The following is a 17,830-nucleotide window of genomic DNA, read 5'->3' on the forward strand; positions in this document are numbered from 1 at the left end:
TGAATCTTCTCTTTTTTAGCAATAAAGAAAACGGTTTCATAGTATGGTATATATGTTTTTTCAGGGGGTAAGCAACATGGAGCAAGCAATGCGTAATTTCTTTTTATTCCTTTCAAAAAATAAGCCGATGACAAAACTTGCTAAGAAATATGGCCTGCGCTTTGGAGCCGGTCGATTCGTTGCAGGGTCTTCCATCCTGCAGGCAGTTGAGGTTATTCGCGAGCTGAATAGTCAGAATCTTGTTGTAACGATCGACTATTTGGGTGAGTTTGTGGACAATGAGCGTGAAGCAAACGAAATGGCCCTTGAATGCGTAGAGGCTATTCGTGCCATCGGGAGAGAGAACCTTAAATCTCAACTATCCCTTAAAATGACTTCAATGGGACTGGATATTTCTGAAGAGGTTGTCATAAAGAATATGAGATTGATTCTTGATGAAGCAACTAAACAGAACGTATTTGTGACCATTGATATGGAAGACTACTCCCGTTGTGGAAAGACGATTGATATCTTTACGCGGCTGAAGTCCGAATATGATAATATCGGCACGGTCATTCAAGCCTATTTATATAGAACAGAAAAGGATATCGATGATTTGAATGCGTATTCCCCTAATCTGCGTCTTGTGAAAGGGGCTTACAAAGAGTCACCTGAAGTTGCGTTTCCCGATAAGAAGGATGTTGACGATAATTTCAAAAAAATTATTAAAACTCATCTGTTAAATGGGAATTATACGGCTATCGCCACCCATGATGATGAGATGATCGAATATACGAAGAGGCTCGTGGAAGAATATAAGATCCCGCGTGATCAATTCGAGTTTCAAATGCTTTTCGGTATCCGTGTGGAACGCCAGCATGAGCTGGTAAAAGAAGGCTACAAAATGCGCGTTTACGTCCCATACGGTACGGACTGGTACGGTTACTTCATGAGAAGACTGGCTGAAAGACCGGCCAATGTCGCCTTTGTTCTAAAAGGTGTCATGAAGAAATAATGATAATAGATAGTATTAAGACTCTATGTATGTTCATGGAGTCTTATTTGTATATTCGTAATCATGGGAAGGAGGTTAGGGAACAATGAAAATTGTCCCGTTCTGCGTGGAAGGAAAGTATTTCAAGAAAATGATCAAACTTTATTCCCAGCTCTTTGCGGTGGATCCTGCCGGCATGGAACAACAGTTTAAACGTCATTCTACGTACCCGCATTTTGAAGGATACCTCGCTATTGTGGGTGAGGAAGTCGTTGGGTATGTATATGGATATTCCTCTGAAAAAGGGCAATATTACCACGAGCTCTTGTCCCGTCATTTACAGCGGGATCGTGAATGGATGGAGAATTGCATGGAGCTGGTCGAACTTGGCGTTCATCCCGATTACAGAGGAAAAGGTATGGCTAAACGACTGATGGGAATATTATTGCAGAATAGAAGAGAGGAAAGAGCACTTCTTACGACCCGCAAGGATAATCAGTCAGCCATTGAGTTTTATCATTCTCAAGACTGGAAAACCCTTCGTGATGGATTCTTTCCAAATGTCCCCCATGAATATATCATCATGGGTAAATCCTTAAGCAGGAAAAAGAGGAATGGTTGATTCTCGCTCCCTTTCCCAACAGAAGTTGAGGGAAAGGGAGTTCATCCGTTTATACTTTCAGATATAGGCGCAGCAAGGCTTTTTAATTGTTACGTTATTCACAATATTATATAATAAAAGAGAATAATCTTCATGAAATAAGAGGCGATAAAATGGAAATCACCATTGATAACTTGACTTTACTGCTTGGCCTCTTGCTTTTAGTCGGTGTTGTAACCGCTAAGTTCTCCACACGATTAGGCGTCCCCTCACTTATTTTATTTATCATCGTAGGAATGGTATTAAATACATATTTCTTCTTCGATAATGCTCCAATGACACAATTCATCGGAACGCTTGCTTTGATCATCATCCTGTTTGAAGGTGGACTTCAGACGAAATGGAGTAATGTGAAAAGTGTCTATAAACCTTCATTATCACTGGCAACCATTGGAGTCATTGTGACCACTCTGTCGATTGGGGTAGCAGCAAAGTTCATCCTCGATGTAAGCTGGCTGGAAGGGATGTTATTTGGGGCTATCGTTGGTTCAACGGACGCTGCAGCGGTTTTCTCCGTTTTAGGGAACAAAAACATCAAACCGAAAATTTCTTCTACACTGGAAGCAGAATCAGGCAGTAACGACCCGATGGCAATTTTTTTGACGGTAGCTTTTTTGCAATTGATCCAATTTCCCGGATTAAATCCTGCTACCTTGATTTTAAGCTTTTTTTGGCAAATGGGTATGGGGCTGGTACTTGGACTGGCGCTGGGATGGGCATCTGTATGGATCATCAATCGGATCAATCTTGATTCATCCGGATTATACCCGGTTCTGTCCATTTCACTGGCTATCTTTACATACGCCTTTACGAGCATACTGGATGCGAGCGGCCTATTAGCTGTCTATATCATGGCGATCGTAGTCGGTAATCAGGAATTGACCTATCGTCATTCGATTGTCCGCTTTAATGAAGGATTTGCCTGGATGATGCAAATCGTCATGTTTATCCTCCTGGGCTTGTTGGTATTTCCTCAGCATTTGCCAAGCATTGCGTGGCAAGGTATAGTTCTCTCGATTCTATTGATTGTAGTGGCGCGACCACTGGGAGTTTATTTAAGCCTTGCCCTGGCAAAGAATTTTACAGTTAAAGAAAAGTTCTTCATCTCCTGGGCTGGTTTGAAAGGCGCGGTACCCATCGTATTGGCAACGTATCCAATGGTAGCCAATATCGAAAACAATGAAGTCATCTTTAACGTCGTGTTTTTCGTTGTTCTTCTATCCGCCCTGATCCAAGGAACGACGATATCACCTTTAGCCAACTACCTTAAGCTTGCCGGAGAAGAAAGACCTCCTATCGCTCACAGCATAGAACTCGTTTCCATTGGTAAAACAAACAATGAAATGCTCGAAATCCTCATTAACGACGACGCCTATATTACAAACAAGGCGATCAAGGACATCAATCTCCCCGAGAAAACATTGATTTCTGCCGTTATCCGAAACAATGAACTCATCACTCCAATGGGAGACACCGTCATCAATGCGGGTGATACACTTTATGTGCTTGCAAATAAGAGTCAGAGAAAGCGTATCAATGAGCTCTTGAATTCTAAGGGGGGATTAAGTTCCACGTAAACAGAACAATGGGAGCCTGGCACGAGCCCCTCATTCAGATGACACAAAATAAAAAGCAATCTCCCACTTGGAAGATTGCTTTTTATTATTGATTAATCAGCAGAAACGGCTGCTTTACCCATTGATTTTCTTTCAAAGAGCTGTTCGAAGATCGGGAAGCTATATTGAACCACGAATCCTAATAGGAGCGTAACAATGATTGTGCCGATTCCAATATCACCCTTAAACAGGAATGCCAGTGACAGAGCAAATCCTTCACTGATGATACGGGAATTACGAAGATTTAATCCGAAACGCGTATGGATGGCCACCATAAGTGTATCCATCGGGCTTGCCGGGAATTTAGCCTGTAAGTAAATCGCAATCCCGATTCCCATTGTCAAAATCCCTGAAGCAAGGGTAAACACCTGATTCATCAGCATCTCAGGGGCATAATTAGTAAAGACAACTAGTAACCAAAAATCAATCAAAAGACCAATCACAAGAATACTTCCCGCAGCCAGTACATCTGGCTTCTTCTTCATAATAAGAGCATTAAGTCCGATCAGTACAATCCCATTTATGAAAACAGCGGTTCCAACCGTAATCCCAAACATATTCGATTCCCCAACGGCCAGGGCATCCCAGGCAGAGGCACCCAAACCGGATTTGATAATCAAGGCAACCCCCATCGTCAAAATAAAAAGTCCAATTGTAAAAAACATAAGTCTGCGCTTCATTATATATTCTCCTTCTCTGTAAACGTTCTCATTACAGTACTTTAAAAAACAGACGAGCTACCTTAGGTGATGTTGATAAAGTAGGAGGTCTGACAACTTCAAATTTATATTCTTAGTTTACTGTAAAAGTGGGGACAAGGCAAAGTTAATTTTTGTATGGGTGGGGAAAAGATTGGGGGAGAGTGGTTAAGGGGATTAGAGAGTGTGTGTAGGGCGAAATTTTTCGAACGGTCGATAAATCCAGATAACGGTTGATAAAACCAAATAACGGTTGATAAATTTCCCAAAGTCCTATGAAAACCTTTGAAACGTTAATCCACCCACCCCCAAACTACATCAACTCCATGAAAAAAAGCACCTGATCAAAAAATCAGGTACTATTCTTCCTAACGTACTATGGTTGCTTCTTAAATTGGTTGTTTTGACTGTTTCTTTTCCCTCCACCATCCATATCAACGGTAGGACCAGCGTCACCCTTCACACTTGCCGCACTTACTCCAGCCTTTGAAGGATTTTTCTTATGCTTTGCCATATCGAACACCTCCATTACTAAGATTCCCTTATCCATATAGAATTATGAAAAAGAAGGTCCGTCCCTCAAAAAAAGTGATGGCAAATGAACGGCTTGTTTCATATATAGTAGTAGAGAAGAATTTCTTCCAAAACCTTTTATAACGAATGCAGGTGTATTTGAATATGTTAATCAGGACGAACGCCTATATACTTACTCAGAAACAAAAGAGAATTTTTTGTAAATTTATGATTTTTTAACCGTTTAAATATTGCGATATTTTAGAAAATCAGATATATTAGATGTAACAGGAACTCATTCGAGTCTTTTTTTTGAGTAAAAAATGAATGAGTATTCATTCAAAGTGTGTAAAAGGGGGAAATACCATTGGTTCGTAGAATTCAGAAAGCCGCAGTGTTAGGATCAGGAGTCATGGGTTCAGGAATTGCCGCTCATCTTGCAAATATCGGCATCCCGACAATGTTATTAGATATCGTACCAAGAGAATTGACCGACGAACATAAAGCAAAGGGACTGACAGAAGAGAGCAAGGAGTTTCGTAATCAATTTAGTGAAAACGCTTTAAAAAAGCTCTTCAAACAAAAACCGGCACCATTGACATCAAAGCAAAACGCTTCACTTATTACAGCAGGTAACTTCGAGGATGACCTTCAGAATATCGGAGATTGTGACTGGGTGATTGAAGTGGTCGTCGAGAATTTAGATATCAAGAAGAAAGTGTTCGAGCAAGTGGAACGCTATCGTAAACCGGGTAGCATCATCAGTTCAAATACGTCCGGGATTTCAATCGAGGCCATGTCAGAAGGACGAAGCGAAGATTTCCAAGAGAATTTCTTAGGCACGCATTTCTTCAATCCGCCTCGTTACTTAAAGCTTCTTGAAGTGATTCCAACGAAGAAGACGGATCCGGAAGTAGTCAGTTTCATGAAGACATTTGGTGAAGACATGCTTGGTAAGGGTGTCGTGATGGCGAAGGATACGCCGAACTTCATTGCAAACCGCATCGGAACGTATGGATTACTCATCACTGTTCAAGAAATGCTGAAAGGCGGCTACTCTGTAGGAGAAGTTGATTCCATCACAGGACCAACGATCGGAAGACCGAAAAGTGCCACTTTCCGTACACTTGATGTGGTCGGACTTGATACTTTCGCACATGTAGCGAAGAATGTATACGATCAAGTGGAAGGTGAAGAGCAAAAGGTGTTTGAAGTACCGGCCTTCATGCAGAAGATGCTTGAAAATGGCTGGCTCGGAAGCAAGAGCGGACAGGGCTTCTTCCTGAAACAAGGAAAAGAGATCCTGGAGCTTAATCCTGAAACAATGGATTATCAGCCACGTCAAAAGCTGAAAACCGCTTCTCTTGAAATGGCGAAAAATGAAAAAGGCTTAAGAAATAAAATAAAATCACTTGTATATGCGAAAGATCAAGCAGGCACGCTCCTATGGAATATCATGTCCCCGGTCTTAAACTATTCAGCCCAGCTGCACGGTGAAATCGCTGATGATATCGTAGGCATCGACCAGGCCATGAAGTGGGGCTTCGGATGGGAAATGGGTCCATTTGAAACATGGGATGCAATCGGAGTTGAAAAGTCTGTAACCCGTATGAAGGAAGAAGGCTTCAAAGTACCTGAGTGGGTGGAAACCATGCTTGCGGAAGGTCATTCGACTTTCTATAAAGATGAAGATGGAGAGCGTTACTTCTATCACAATGGAGACTACCAACTTGTAGAGCGAAACCCGAAGGCACTCGACTTAAAGGCGCTTAAGAAACAAGGGAAGCTGATCAAAAAGAATTCCGGAGCAAGCTTAATTGATATCGGTGACGGAATCGCGCTTCTTGAATTCCATTCCCCAAATAACGCCATTGGAATGGATATTACGCAAATGATTAATTTTGCAGTGGATGAAGTGGAGAAGAATTACAAAGGTCTCGTCATCGGAAACCAGGGCAAGAACTTCTGTGTTGGAGCGAACCTTGCCATGATTCTCATGGAAGCTCAGGATGACAACGTCTTTGAAATCGATATGGTCGTAAGGCACTTCCAGCAGGCGATGATGAAGATCAAATATTCAACGAAACCTGTTGTAGCCGCACCATTCGGCATGACATTAGGCGGAGGGAGTGAAGTTTGCTTACCGGCTGCACACATCCAGGCTTCGATGGAAACGTACATGGGCTTAGTGGAAGTCGGTGTTGGATTGATCCCTGGAGGCGGCGGAAACAAAGAGCTTTATATGAAGCACTTAGCGAACCTACCAAATGGAGTGGAATTCGATCTTCAAAAAGTAGCCAATAAAGTATTCGAAACGATTGCTATGGCGAAGGTTTCGACTTCTGGTGACGAAGCAAGAGACAACAACTTCTTAAATAAAGCAGATGGAGTAAGTGTCAACAATGATCATCTGTTATACGATGCAAAGCAGGCTGCACTAAGACTGTACGAAGGTGGATACTCAGCTCCGATCCGCAAGAAAGTACCTGTTGTGGGTGAACCGGGATATGCAACCCTTCTTCTTGGAGCTCAATCCATGCTTCAATCAGGCTTTATTTCAGAACATGATCTGATGATCGCGAAGAAGCTTGCTTATGTGCTCGCAGGCGGAAAAGTTCCATACGGCACAGAAGTAGACGAACAATACCTATTGGATCTTGAAAGAGAAGCATTCCTGAGTCTTGTTGCTCAGCCGAAATCACAACAAAGAATGCAGCACATGCTTGTTAAAGGAAAACCACTACGCAATTAATCAGCGTTTATATCATATTAGAAAGCGGGGGAATTTCATGCGCGAAGCAGTCATTGTTGCTGGTGCAAGAACACCAGTCGGGAAATCAAGAAAAGGATCATTAGCACAGGTTCGACCAGATGATCTTGGGGCACTTGTAGTTAAAGAAACCCTCAAACGTGCAGGAAACTATGAAGGCAATATCGATGATTTGATCATCGGATGCGCGATGCCTGAAGCAGAACAAGGGTTAAACATGGCAAGAAATATCGGTGGTCTTGCGGGACTGCCTGATTCAGTACCGGCCATCACAATTAACCGTTATTGTTCATCGGGATTGCAATCCATTGCTTATGCTGCAGAAAAAATCATGCTTGGTCACTCTGATACGGCAATTGCAGGTGGGGCAGAATCCATGAGCCTTGTTCCCATGATGGGTCACGTAGTCCGTCCAAATGCCAAGCTCGCAGAAAATGCGCCTCAATACTACATGAGTATGGGGCACACAGCTGAGCAGGTGGCAAGAAAGTTCGGCGTATCCCGTGAAGATCAGGATGCATTTGCAGTAAGAAGTCACCAAAAAGCGGCAAAAGCGATCGCTGAAGGGAAATTCGACGATGAAATCGTACCGGTTGATGTGCTTCATCGTTCAGTAAGTAATGAAAATAAACTGGTCGAGAAATCATTCCAATTTTCAAAAGACGAAGGTGTACGTGCTGAAACAAGCTCTGAAGTTCTGGCTAAGTTACGCCCGGCCTTCAATGTAAAGGGGTCCGTAACAGCAGGGAACTCTTCGCAAACAAGTGACGGGGCGGCGGCGGTCATGGTAATGGATCGTGAAAAAGCCGGAAACCTTGGTCTTCAGCCTATGGCGAAATTCAGAAGTTTTGCCGTAGCAGGAGTGCCACCGGAAATCATGGGAATCGGTCCAGTCGAAGCGATTCCTCGGGCCTTGAAAATGGCAGGGTTGGAGCTTTCGGATATCGGACTTTTTGAACTGAACGAAGCATTCGCTTCTCAATCCATCCAAGTCATTCGTCAGCTGGGAATAGATGAAGAAAAAGTGAACGTAAACGGTGGAGCCATCGCTCTTGGTCATCCGCTGGGCTGTACAGGTGCGAAGCTGACCCTTTCCCTCGTACACGAAATGAAACGCAGAAACCAGCAATTCGGTATCGTCACCATGTGTATCGGCGGCGGAATGGGCGCAGCCGGCGTCTTTGAATTAATAGGTTAATAGGAGGGACGGACCTCGAATGTCGAGGCCCCCTACTCCTTCAAAATAATAATTTTTAGGGGGATTCGAAATGGCGAATCAAACAGAAAAGCTGATCAAGGGTGGAAGTTTTTTAATTGAAGATGTAAGCTGTGAGCAAGTTTTCACACCGGAGGAATACTCTGATGAACAAAAAATGATTGCCAAAACAACCGAGGATTACGTATTAAATGAAGTGGTACCTGTCATCGATAATCTGGAGAACCATGAATTTGACCACTCTGTTCGCCTGTTAAAAGAAGCGGGGGATCTTGGACTTCTGGGCGCAGATGTTCCTGAAGAGTACGGCGGGCTGGGATTGGATAAAGTAAGTTCGGCACTGATTGCTGAAAAAATGTCCCGGGCAGGTGGATTCTCCATTTCTCACGGGGCACACGTTGGAATCGGTTCACTGCCAATCGTTCTGTTCGGTAACGAAGAACAAAAGCAAAAATACCTTCCTCCACTGGCGACCGGTGAGAAACTGGCAGCCTACGCATTAACAGAGCCGGGTTCAGGTTCAGATGCCCTGGGAGCTAAAACGACAGCTAAATTGAATGCAGAAGGTACTCACTACATTTTAAATGGTGAGAAGCAGTGGATCACGAACTCTGCATTTGCTGATGTATTCGTTGTGTATGCAAAAATCGATGGGGAGCATTTCTCGGCATTCATCGTAGAAAAAGAATTCCCTGGTGTTTCAACTGGTCCGGAAGAAAAGAAAATGGGTATCAAAAGCTCATCCACCCGTACATTGATCTTGGAGGATGCTGAAATTCCAGTTGAAAACCTTCTTGGAGATAGCGGGAAAGGTCATATCATTGCCTTCAACATTTTAAACATCGGCCGTTACAAATTAGGGGTAGGTGCTGTCGGAGCGAGTAAACGTGCATTAGAGGTAACAGTACAATACACGAATCAACGTCAGCAATTCAAAACACCAATTTCTGCTTTCAACCTGACTAAAGAAAAACTGGCCACAATGGCTTCTAAATTATACGCAGCAGAAAGCTCCGTTTACCGTACAGTAGGATTGTTCGAGGATCGTATGAGCAAGCTTACAGATGAAGAAGTGAAGAACGGAACGGAAGTGGCAAAGTCGATTGCAGAATACGCGATTGAGTGTTCACTGAATAAATTTTTTGCAACAGAAGTACTGGATTATGTAGTCGATGAAGGTGTTCAACTTCACGGAGGATACGGTTTCATGCAGGAATACGAAATTGAAAGAATGTACCGTGACTCTCGTATCAATCGTATTTTCGAAGGAACGAATGAAATCAACCGCCTTCTGGTTCCAGGCACGTACCTGCGTAAAGCAATGAAAGGTGAACTTCCATTACTTCAAAAAGCACAGGCCCTTCAAGAGGAATTAATGATGCTTATGCCTGAAGAAGTTGGAGATGAGCCACTTGCTCAGGAAAAATACCTTGTGAAAAACGCGAAGAAAATCGGCTTGATGCTATCTGGTTTAGCGGCTCAAAAATTCGGTAAAGCTCTTGAAAAAGAGCAGGAAATCCTTGTGAACATTGCCGATATTGTGTCAAACGCATACGCGATGGAGTCCGTTGTTCTTAGAACAGAAAAAGCGATCCAAAAAGGTGGAGTAGAGAAAGCTCAGCAAAAACTTCTTTACACACAAATCTTCTGTCAAGAAGCATTCAACGAAATCGAACAGCATGCGAAAGAAACACTAGTAGCAACTGAAACGGGTGACACACTGCGTATGATGCTGTCCGCACTTCGTAAATTCACCCGCCACACGCCGATCAACGTGATCGCAGTCAAACGTGTTGCATCAGAAAAGCTGATCGACGCAGAAAAATATACAGTTTAATTGAAAAGTTTAAGGGACGGACCTCTGATTCAGAGGTCCGTCCCTTTATTATGTTTCGACTTGACATCCACTTCATTCTTAATTATTATATGTTTAAACACTTAAACGTTTAAGTGTTTAAACATTAAAGATAAGGTGGTTACTATAGATGAATAAAACGGTTCTAATTACAGGGGCTTCAAGTGGTATCGGTTTGCACTTTAGTCATAAATTTGCAGGTTCCGGCCATGATGTGATTCTCGTGGCAAGAAGTGAAGAGAAGCTTCGTACTCTATCAAATGAAATAGAGAGTAAGTACGGAGTAAACTCATATGTCATACCATCAGACCTTTCCAAACCAGGAGCATCTAAAACGTTATATGAGGAAGTGAAAGCAAAAGGGATTCAGGTTGATATCCTTATCAATAATGCAGGCTTTGGTTTATTTGGTGAATTCGAACAAACAGTGCTCTCAAAAGAGCTGGATATGATTCAAGTGAATATCACAGCCCTTACCGAGCTAAGCAAGTATTTTGGAAAAGAAATGGTGAACCAGAAACGTGGACAAATCCTGAATGTAGCATCAACAGCCGCATTCCAACCGGGTCCATTAATGGCCGTTTACTATGCGACAAAAGCGTATGTCCTTTCATTCTCAGAAGCTCTGGCAAATGAATGGGGACCACACGGAGTGAACGTGACCGCTTTGTGCCCCGGAGCTACCAAAACGGGATTCAGCGATGCAGCGGACCTGCAGTCTTCAAAACTATTTCAGTCTGGTGTGATGAGCGTGGAAGAAGTGGTAGAAGAGGGGTATAACCAAATGATGACGAAGAACAAAACCGTTATCATCCCAGGTCTTAAAAACAGAATGCTGACTCAATCCATCCGTTTTATGCCGAGGAAAATGGTCACAAATATTGTTCGTAAAGTACAAGAACGGGTATAATTGAATGTGAATGAGTTTGAAGGGAGAAGACTATGGGTCAAAAAGCAATCGATACATTTCGTGCTTGCATTCCATTATTTCAAGCACTGAGTGATCCTTATCGTCAGGACATAATATTACTTCTTGCCGAACAAGAACCTCTTACGGTCAATCAAATTACTGAAAACCTAACATTATCACGCCCTGCTGTTTCCCACCATTTAAAGATCCTGAGAGATCAGCAATTAGTGTCATTAGAGCAAAAGGGGACGCAACGCTTCTATTCTCTTGAATTGGGTAATGCGACCGTCCTTCTGAAGGAACTGGTTGAGACGGTTGAAAAACAATGTGAGTAATGTTTCACAAAAGAAGGATAATAATGAATATTGTCGAATGTAGAGATAGATTCGTGCAATACAGAATACTGGATGGAGCCATGCTTCATCCAGATCATAATGAAAGGTGGTGGAATGATGTTGTTGACTTTTTATTCTTATCCAACGTGTGGTACGTGCCGGAAAGCAAAAAAGTGGCTTGAAGATCAAGATATAGCATTGAATGAAATACATATTGCCGAAAACCCACCGTCAAAAGACGAGCTCAAAAGCCTATATGAAAAGAGCGGTTTACCTCTTAAAAAGTTCTTCAATACAAGTGGTAAAAAGTATCGTGAACTAGGCTTGAAAGATAAAGTGAACTCAGCTTCAGATGAGGAATTATTAGAAATCCTTTCCACAGACGGGATGCTGATCAAGCGTCCAATCACAACGGATGGGAACAAGGTGACAGTAGGTTTCAAGGAAGAAACCTTTGAAGAAACCTGGAAGTAAAAAGAGGTCTGTGATTACCAGTTCATGGACGATGAAAAAGTTTCATTATTCACACTTAGTTTTCTTGCTTTTTCAATGAAAAGTGTGTCAATATTAGGTTGTATAACTAGCATTTGGAGGGATAGAGAATGAGTACACCGAAAGAACTTCGTTATTCAGAAGAACATGAGTGGGTCAAAGTTGAAGGGGAAAATCTACGCGTTGGAATCACATCATTTGCGCAATCTGAACTGGGCGATATCGTTTTCGTTGAGTTACCAGAGGTTGGAGATGAAATCAAAGCGGACGAGCCATTCGGTAGCGTTGAATCGGTTAAAACCGTTTCTGAGCTATATGCACCTGTATCGGGTAAGGTGGTAGAAGTGAATGAAGAGCTATCTGATAGCCCTGAATTCGTGAACGAATCACCTTATGAAAAAGCATGGATGATCGTAGTTGAGCCAACAGAAGCTGGAGAAGTAGACAAGCTTATGACAGCTGAACAGTATGACGAAATGATTAATGCAGGATAATATCTTCAGAAGCACCTTGAGAATTTCTCAAGGTGTTTTGTTTTTAATTTTGGGTACCATATGAGTAGACGTTTTTTCCAAAAGAAAGGATGAACACAAATGGTACTAGAGCCTAAGAAATTAGATGTAACCAATAGAGTGACAGGAAAACTTAAAGATGGTGAAGTAGAACTATATTTGGATAATCAGCCGATCGGCAGAATGGCTCTGCCTCTTGACGGAATAACCATGGAGCCGAACTTTGAAGCAAAAGAAAATAAAATTTATCAAAGCTACACTTCCACAGAAGGCGATCAAGCAAGATACACCGATTGTGATGAGGGTGGCTGGTGTTAGAGAGGCTCATGGTGCCAGATTCATTTATGGATCTGGCACCATTTGTATAAATAGATGATTTAGGCAAACCACTTGCACTTTTTTTTATAAACATGAGAAAATATAAGTAGAAAGTGGACATCATCTCTTGTTATTTGAATATACTATCGTAATCTTATTTATGAAAGATAAGGTGATGATCATGATGGAACTTGACGAAAAAGTAATCATTGTCGAAGGAACAACGGACAAACGTAAAGTAAGGGGTATCATCAAAGAACCGATTGAAATTATTTGTACAAACGGGACCATTAGCATTACAAAAATGGACGAACTCATTGATGCTCTATTGGAAAGGGATGTCTATATATTAGTAGATGCTGATGATGCAGGTGAAAAACTACGCAAGCAATTTAAACGTGAGTTTCCAGAAGCTGAACATTTGTATATTGATCGTATGTACAAGGAAGTGGCCGCAGCACCGGAGTATCACCTGGCGTCAGTGCTTATAGGAGCCAATATAGACGTTCATAAAGAATTTCTAGGAAAAAGGATGATCTAGTTTTGATTGAGGTAAGTAGTACCGAAACTTTAAAAGAATTGATTGAAAAACATGCGTTCGAAGCTGTTTATCTTTATACACCGATGTGTGGTACCTGTCAGGTTGCAAGCAAGATGATTGACGTAGTGGAGAAGCTTCCACAATCCTTTCATTTTACGAAGTCCAACTTGAATTACTTGCCCCAATTTGCAGAAGAGCAATCCATCGAAAGTGTACCCTGCCTGCTTTTATTTAAGGATGGTGTCGAACAGGAAAGGATTTATGCCTTTCAATCCGTGCCATTTTTATATGAAACCCTAAACAAGACCGCGGATAGTTAGAGGGATAAGAGACCTTTAAGGAGAAGGTCTTTTTTATTTGTCTGATTTCACCTATTTCCTCATGAAATACAATTATAGAACCATTTTCTTTCTACAAACGAAGACATATTTCTCGGGAAATGTTACGAATGGCATCATATTTTGACTAGACATCATCCAAATTCTTACTGTTCGACAAATAAGATGGACCGGTTCAAAACATGTCGAGAAAGTATTGAAGGGTAAAATACCTAAAAGTGGAATTGTTATTATATAGAAGTTTCACTGGGAGGGTAATCATGCGAATATATTTAGAGGGATTAGTAGATCAGTGTCATTCAAGATATCACTTACGACTCTTATTTCCAGACAACCCATTTATTCTTCATTTTGATTGTGGAAGTGACATATACGGCATTATTATTTCGAGTAAGAGGTGCGCATTATTAGACGATTTAAGTGGTGACGCTCATTTCGTCATTGAAGGGGTTGAGGAAACACTGATTTCTCTACTTTCGGGGGAAGAACGGTTGTCTCAACTGATTGAGGACGGATCCCTGGCTATAAGGGGAGGGTATCGTCCACTCTTATTTGTGGAGTCGGTCCTTTGGCTAACGAGATCCAGAGAAAAAGAGCCGATTGAAGTTTAAACATCGAAGAGAAAAAATAATTGACACACACTATATCCGGTGATAGAATCTCTCTTGTAGCAAATTTTCAGAGTCTTTAACTATTCCAAATAATTAAATAATATACTTAACTCTTATTAAGAGAGGTGGAGGGACGTGCCCTATGAAGCCCGGCAACCGTCAATGAAAATTGAAATGGTGCCAATTCACTCAAAGCATTTGCTTTGAAAGATGAGAGAAAGGATAGTCCTATATGATTATGCCTTTCTGCTTATCGCAGGAAGGCATTTTTTATTGCTTCAGAAAAGGAGCAGGAAACATCAGATAAGTACAACTATAATTCTGATTAAACGGGTCGTTTTACTCCGAAAGAAGGTGGAATACAACATGATTACCATTTCAGATGTGAAGAAAATCTATCAATCCAAATCCGGTCCGATCTCAGCCGTTGATGGCGTCAATATCGAGATTGCCCAAGGAGAAATTTTTGGAGTGATTGGCTATAGTGGGGCAGGTAAGAGTACGCTGATCCGCATGCTTAATGGTCTTGAAGTTCCTACAGATGGAATAGTGGACGTGAACGGACAAATCGTTTCCCAAGTAAAGGGTAAAAAGCTTCGGGAAGCAAGACAGTCAATAGGGATGATATTTCAACACTTTAATCTCCTCTGGTCTCGTACTGTGTTGGAAAATATCCAGTTCCCGTTAGAAATTGCTGGAGTATCAAAGAAAGAGAGAGTACAAAGAGCCAATGAATTACTGAAGCTTGTTGGATTGGAAGGCAGAGGAGATGCCTATCCGTCTCAACTGAGCGGCGGACAGAAACAACGGGTGGGGATTGCCAGATCGCTTGCGAACAATCCCGATGTCCTTCTATGTGATGAAGCTACTTCCGCTCTAGATCCACAAACAACCGATTCCATCCTTGATCTATTGGTGGATATTAATAAACGCTTAGGGCTGACGATAGTCTTGATCACTCACGAAATGCACGTGATTCAAAAGATCTGTCATCGTGTCGCAGTCATGGAACAGGGAAAAGTCGTGGAACTCGGGGATGTATTGGAAGTGTTCAGAAATCCACAAGAGCAAGTGACAAAGCGTTTTGTAAGAGAAGTCTCGCAAGTAAAGGAAACGGATCCAACCATTGACCACCTATTGACGCAATATCCTAATGGAAAAGTGCTGAAATTCACTTTTGTAGGTGAATCAACTGAGCAGCCGCTCATCACCGCGCTGATAAGAAAGTTTGACTTAGACGTAAACATCCTGCAAGGTCAAATCTCCCAAACCCAAAAAGGTGCCTATGGAACGTTATTTGTTCACCTTGACGGGGAGGAACAAACCATTAATGATGCATTGGCGTTTGCTCAAATGCAACTGGTTCAAGTGGAGGTGTTGAGAGGATGATTGAAAACTTATTTCCAAATGTAGATTGGGAGAAGATGTGGGAAGCAACCCTCGAAACCCTGTATATGACCGGGATGTCTGTATTGATTACCTTTGTACTTGGAATGATCCTTGGGATTTTGCTCTTCCTTACTTCTAAGGAAAATCTATGGGATAACAAACTGACATATACGATTACAAGTGCAGTTGTAAATGTGTTCAGATCAATTCCATTCATTATTTTGATCGTGTTGTTAATTCCGTTCACCAAGTTTTTATTGGACACAATCCGTGGAGCGAATGCAGCTCTGCCGGCACTGATCATCGGGGCTGCTCCGTTTTACGCCCGCATGGTAGAAATTGCTTTAAGAGAAGTGAACAAAGGCGTCATCGAAGCCGCGAAAGCGATGGGGGCAAAGACCAGCACAATTATATGGAAAGTACTGATACCAGAATCCATGCCGGCTTTGATTTCAGGAATTACGGTGACAGCCATCGCCCTTGTTGGATACACGGCAATGGCCGGGGTCATCGGAGCAGGTGGACTTGGTAACTTAGCTTATTTGGATGGCTTCCAACGAAGCAGGGAAGACGTGACGATTGCCGCAACCATTATGATTTTACTCATTGTGTTTGCAATTCAGATACTGGGTGATTTCTTTACAAATAAATTAGATAAAAGATAAAAGGAGAGAAATGAAATGAAAAAATGGGTAGCAGGAGTTATAGCAGCAACTAGTATATTTGGCTTGGCAGCATGTGGGAGTGATTCGGGTTCCGGAAATGACGAAAAGGAATTGGTAGTAGGAGCTTCTAATATTCCACACGCTGAAATCCTTGAACAAGTGAAGCCTGTCTTAGAAGAAAAAGGGATCGACTTGCAAATTGAGACGTATCAAGACTATATCCTCCCTAATAAAGATTTGGACAATGGGGATATTGACGCAAACTATTTCCAAACCATTCCTTATATGGACTTGCAAATGAAGGAAAATGAATATGATTTTGTCAATGCAGGCGGAATTCATATTGAGCCGATCGGTGTTTATTCGAAAAAACACAAATCTCTCGAGGAGCTCCCTGAAGGCGCTACGATCTTAATGAGTAACTCTGTATCGGATCATGGACGTATCCTTACATTATTAGAGAAAAAAGGACTCATCACCTTAAAGGATGGGGTGGAAAATACGCAAGCCCAACTTGAAGACATCAAAGAAAACCCTAGAAACCTTCAATTTGATTATGAGTACGAAGCAGCTCTTCTCCCACAAATGTATGAAAACGAAGAAGGAGACGCGGTTGTCATCAACTCTAACTATGCCATTGATGCAGGGTTGAAACCCCTTGAAGATTCAATTGCCATTGAAGATAGTAACTCTCCTTATGTGAATGTGATTGCAGTGAACAAAGGTGATGAAAACAAAGAGGAAGTAAAAGCACTAGTGGAAGCACTGCGTTCGAAAGAAATCCAGGACTTCATCAATGAAGAATGGGATGGAGCCGTCGTTCCGGTAAGTGAATAATATCGAAACCCGATACTGATATTGATCAGAATCGGGTTTTTTCATTGTAAGGTCTTCCAAACTTTTTAACATAATCATTTCCTTATTGGTTCATACTATTTCCGATGAATCTATTTCAGAAATGGAGCTGAATGAAATGCAGATGGAACCAAGAAATACAACAGAAGCTGCCCTTCATGATTATAAAATGGGACTTGGGATCTTCACTGAAAAAATGCCTGAGCTGGCCGAGCAGTACAATGCGTTCACTGAGCACTGCTTTCGAGAAGGAGTTCTTACTAAAAAAGAAAAGCAGTTGATCGCGTTAGGAATCAGCCTATATTCCCAGGATGAATATTGCATAATCTACCACACAAAAGGATGCCTGGATCAAGGATGTTCAGAAGAAGAAATCCTTGAAGCAATCGGAGTAACCGCTGCATTCGGAGGCGGAGCGGTCATGAGTCAGGCTGTGACATTAGTACAGCAATCCATTCAGGATTTGAATCAATTGAAGCAATAACGACTAACGGGAGGTAATACACTTCCCGTTTTTTTGTGGAAGAGAAAGATGGTCGATTGTTTTATAGTGGCTATTTTT

General features: G+C 41.9%; 20 protein-coding genes and 1 riboswitch. Of the genes, 18 read left to right on the forward strand and 2 right to left on the reverse strand.

Going from position 1 to position 17,830, the window contains the following annotated elements; translation table 11 throughout:
• Nucleotides 1-76 precede the first annotated feature (76 nt).
• The 3 genes from ACOSV2_RS16945 (at nt 77) to ACOSV2_RS16955 (ending at nt 3,211) form a co-directional block, all read left to right on the forward strand.
• Entirely contained in the window at nt 77-994 is a 918-nt protein-coding gene (locus ACOSV2_RS16945) for a proline dehydrogenase family protein (protein ID WP_428976162.1), read from the forward strand.
• A gap of 85 nt (nt 995-1,079) precedes the next feature.
• Complete coding sequence (locus ACOSV2_RS16950) at nt 1,080-1,595, forward strand: GNAT family N-acetyltransferase (protein WP_428976163.1); 516 nt, start codon at nt 1,080-1,082, stop codon at nt 1,593-1,595.
• A gap of 152 nt (nt 1,596-1,747) precedes the next feature.
• Nucleotides 1,748-3,211 (forward strand): potassium/proton antiporter, encoded by a 1,464-nt coding sequence (locus ACOSV2_RS16955; protein WP_428976164.1) that lies wholly within the window; start codon nt 1,748-1,750, stop codon nt 3,209-3,211.
• A 92-nt stretch (nt 3,212-3,303) separates the two neighbouring features.
• On the opposite strand, the gene ACOSV2_RS16960 is transcribed toward ACOSV2_RS16955, so the two are convergent.
• On the reverse strand, nt 3,304-3,930 hold the full coding sequence (locus tag ACOSV2_RS16960; RefSeq protein ID WP_428976165.1) for a YczE/YyaS/YitT family protein: 627 nt from the start codon (nt 3,928-3,930) through the stop codon (nt 3,304-3,306).
• A gap of 394 nt (nt 3,931-4,324) precedes the next feature.
• Nucleotides 4,325-4,462: a YuzL family protein gene (locus ACOSV2_RS16965; protein ID WP_113969033.1), complete on the reverse strand. Its 138-nt coding sequence runs from the start codon at nt 4,460-4,462 to the stop codon at nt 4,325-4,327.
• 366 nt (nt 4,463-4,828) lie between these two features.
• Between ACOSV2_RS16965 and ACOSV2_RS16970 the strand changes: the two genes are divergently transcribed.
• The 15 genes from ACOSV2_RS16970 to ACOSV2_RS17040 all read left to right on the forward strand — a co-directional run bounded on the left by ACOSV2_RS16970 (nt 4,829) and on the right by ACOSV2_RS17040 (nt 17,752).
• Nucleotides 4,829-7,213 carry a 3-hydroxyacyl-CoA dehydrogenase/enoyl-CoA hydratase family protein gene (locus ACOSV2_RS16970; protein WP_428976166.1) on the forward strand — a complete coding sequence of 795 codons (2,385 nt, stop codon included), beginning with the start codon at nt 4,829-4,831 and terminating at the stop codon, nt 7,211-7,213.
• Between the two features lie 37 nt (nt 7,214-7,250).
• Nucleotides 7,251-8,429 (forward strand): acetyl-CoA C-acetyltransferase, encoded by a 1,179-nt coding sequence (locus tag ACOSV2_RS16975; protein WP_113969031.1) that lies wholly within the window; start codon nt 7,251-7,253, stop codon nt 8,427-8,429.
• Nucleotides 8,430-8,499: 70 nt separating this feature from the next.
• On the forward strand, nt 8,500-10,284 hold the full coding sequence (locus ACOSV2_RS16980) for an acyl-CoA dehydrogenase family protein (RefSeq protein WP_428976167.1): 1,785 nt from the start codon (nt 8,500-8,502) through the stop codon (nt 10,282-10,284).
• A gap of 148 nt (nt 10,285-10,432) precedes the next feature.
• Nucleotides 10,433-11,212, forward strand: a complete 780-nt coding sequence (locus tag ACOSV2_RS16985) for an SDR family NAD(P)-dependent oxidoreductase (protein ID WP_428976168.1) — start codon at nt 10,433-10,435, stop codon at nt 11,210-11,212.
• A 32-nt stretch (nt 11,213-11,244) separates the two neighbouring features.
• The gene (locus ACOSV2_RS16990; protein ID WP_428976169.1) at nt 11,245-11,547 is read left to right on the forward strand and encodes an ArsR/SmtB family transcription factor; all 303 of its coding nucleotides are present in this window, start codon (nt 11,245-11,247) and stop codon (nt 11,545-11,547) included.
• Nucleotides 11,548-11,664: 117 nt separating this feature from the next.
• Nucleotides 11,665-12,021, forward strand: a complete 357-nt coding sequence (locus ACOSV2_RS16995) for an arsenate reductase family protein (RefSeq protein ID WP_428976294.1) — start codon at nt 11,665-11,667, stop codon at nt 12,019-12,021.
• A 128-nt stretch (nt 12,022-12,149) separates the two neighbouring features.
• Nucleotides 12,150-12,533: a glycine cleavage system protein GcvH gene (gcvH, locus tag ACOSV2_RS17000; RefSeq protein WP_428976170.1), complete on the forward strand. Its 384-nt coding sequence runs from the start codon at nt 12,150-12,152 to the stop codon at nt 12,531-12,533.
• 99 nt (nt 12,534-12,632) lie between these two features.
• Entirely contained in the window at nt 12,633-12,869 is a 237-nt protein-coding gene (locus ACOSV2_RS17005; protein WP_113969025.1) for a YusG family protein, read from the forward strand.
• Nucleotides 12,870-13,050: 181 nt separating this feature from the next.
• Nucleotides 13,051-13,410: a toprim domain-containing protein gene (locus ACOSV2_RS17010; protein WP_113969161.1), complete on the forward strand. Its 360-nt coding sequence runs from the start codon at nt 13,051-13,053 to the stop codon at nt 13,408-13,410.
• Nucleotides 13,411-13,415: 5 nt separating this feature from the next.
• The gene (locus ACOSV2_RS17015) at nt 13,416-13,730 is read left to right on the forward strand and encodes a thioredoxin family protein (protein ID WP_428976295.1); all 315 of its coding nucleotides are present in this window, start codon (nt 13,416-13,418) and stop codon (nt 13,728-13,730) included.
• Nucleotides 13,731-14,008: 278 nt separating this feature from the next.
• The gene (locus tag ACOSV2_RS17020; protein WP_428976171.1) at nt 14,009-14,359 is read left to right on the forward strand and encodes a hypothetical protein; all 351 of its coding nucleotides are present in this window, start codon (nt 14,009-14,011) and stop codon (nt 14,357-14,359) included.
• A gap of 110 nt (nt 14,360-14,469) precedes the next feature.
• Nucleotides 14,470-14,576: riboswitch (SAM riboswitch) on the forward strand.
• Between the two features lie 149 nt (nt 14,577-14,725).
• Nucleotides 14,726-15,748, forward strand: a complete 1,023-nt coding sequence (locus ACOSV2_RS17025; protein WP_428976172.1) for a methionine ABC transporter ATP-binding protein — start codon at nt 14,726-14,728, stop codon at nt 15,746-15,748.
• Nucleotides 15,745-16,413 carry a methionine ABC transporter permease gene (locus tag ACOSV2_RS17030; RefSeq protein WP_148970063.1) on the forward strand — a complete coding sequence of 223 codons (669 nt, stop codon included), beginning with the start codon at nt 15,745-15,747 and terminating at the stop codon, nt 16,411-16,413. The genes ACOSV2_RS17025 and ACOSV2_RS17030 overlap by 4 nt, the downstream gene beginning before the upstream one ends.
• Nucleotides 16,414-16,428: 15 nt before the next feature.
• Complete coding sequence (locus ACOSV2_RS17035; protein ID WP_428976173.1) at nt 16,429-17,250, forward strand: MetQ/NlpA family ABC transporter substrate-binding protein; 822 nt, start codon at nt 16,429-16,431, stop codon at nt 17,248-17,250.
• Between the two features lie 136 nt (nt 17,251-17,386).
• A complete protein-coding gene (locus tag ACOSV2_RS17040; RefSeq protein ID WP_113969020.1) occupies nt 17,387-17,752 on the forward strand; it encodes a carboxymuconolactone decarboxylase family protein in 366 nt (121 codons plus the stop codon).
• Nucleotides 17,753-17,830: the final 78 nt, after the last annotated feature.

This window comes from Rossellomorea sp. DUT-2 (assembly GCF_052665285.1).

Excerpts from the sequence above, each read along its gene's own strand:
- ACOSV2_RS17010 (WP_113969161.1), top strand. The coding sequence starts at position 13,051 with ATGATGGAACTTGACGAAAAAGTAATCATTGTCGAAGGAACAACGGAC.
- ACOSV2_RS17040 (WP_113969020.1), top strand. The coding sequence starts at position 17,387 with ATGCAGATGGAACCAAGAAATACAACAGAAGCTGCCCTTCATGATTAT.
- ACOSV2_RS16965 (WP_113969033.1), bottom strand. The coding sequence starts at position 4,462 with ATGGCAAAGCATAAGAAAAATCCTTCAAAGGCTGGAGTAAGTGCGGCA.
- ACOSV2_RS16990 (WP_428976169.1), top strand. The coding sequence starts at position 11,245 with ATGGGTCAAAAAGCAATCGATACATTTCGTGCTTGCATTCCATTATTT.
- ACOSV2_RS16950 (WP_428976163.1), top strand. The coding sequence starts at position 1,080 with ATGAAAATTGTCCCGTTCTGCGTGGAAGGAAAGTATTTCAAGAAAATG.
- ACOSV2_RS17005 (WP_113969025.1), top strand. The coding sequence starts at position 12,633 with ATGGTACTAGAGCCTAAGAAATTAGATGTAACCAATAGAGTGACAGGA.
- ACOSV2_RS16980 (WP_428976167.1), top strand. The coding sequence starts at position 8,500 with ATGGCGAATCAAACAGAAAAGCTGATCAAGGGTGGAAGTTTTTTAATT.
- ACOSV2_RS17020 (WP_428976171.1), top strand. The coding sequence starts at position 14,009 with ATGCGAATATATTTAGAGGGATTAGTAGATCAGTGTCATTCAAGATAT.
- ACOSV2_RS17030 (WP_148970063.1), top strand. The coding sequence starts at position 15,745 with ATGATTGAAAACTTATTTCCAAATGTAGATTGGGAGAAGATGTGGGAA.
- ACOSV2_RS16975 (WP_113969031.1), top strand. The coding sequence starts at position 7,251 with ATGCGCGAAGCAGTCATTGTTGCTGGTGCAAGAACACCAGTCGGGAAA.
- ACOSV2_RS17025 (WP_428976172.1), top strand. The coding sequence starts at position 14,726 with ATGATTACCATTTCAGATGTGAAGAAAATCTATCAATCCAAATCCGGT.
- gcvH (WP_428976170.1), top strand. The coding sequence starts at position 12,150 with ATGAGTACACCGAAAGAACTTCGTTATTCAGAAGAACATGAGTGGGTC.
- ACOSV2_RS17035 (WP_428976173.1), top strand. The coding sequence starts at position 16,429 with ATGAAAAAATGGGTAGCAGGAGTTATAGCAGCAACTAGTATATTTGGC.
- ACOSV2_RS16955 (WP_428976164.1), top strand. The coding sequence starts at position 1,748 with ATGGAAATCACCATTGATAACTTGACTTTACTGCTTGGCCTCTTGCTT.
- ACOSV2_RS16960 (WP_428976165.1), bottom strand. The coding sequence starts at position 3,930 with ATGAAGCGCAGACTTATGTTTTTTACAATTGGACTTTTTATTTTGACG.
- ACOSV2_RS16995 (WP_428976294.1), top strand. The coding sequence starts at position 11,665 with ATGTTGTTGACTTTTTATTCTTATCCAACGTGTGGTACGTGCCGGAAA.
- ACOSV2_RS16945 (WP_428976162.1), top strand. The coding sequence starts at position 77 with ATGGAGCAAGCAATGCGTAATTTCTTTTTATTCCTTTCAAAAAATAAG.
- ACOSV2_RS16985 (WP_428976168.1), top strand. The coding sequence starts at position 10,433 with ATGAATAAAACGGTTCTAATTACAGGGGCTTCAAGTGGTATCGGTTTG.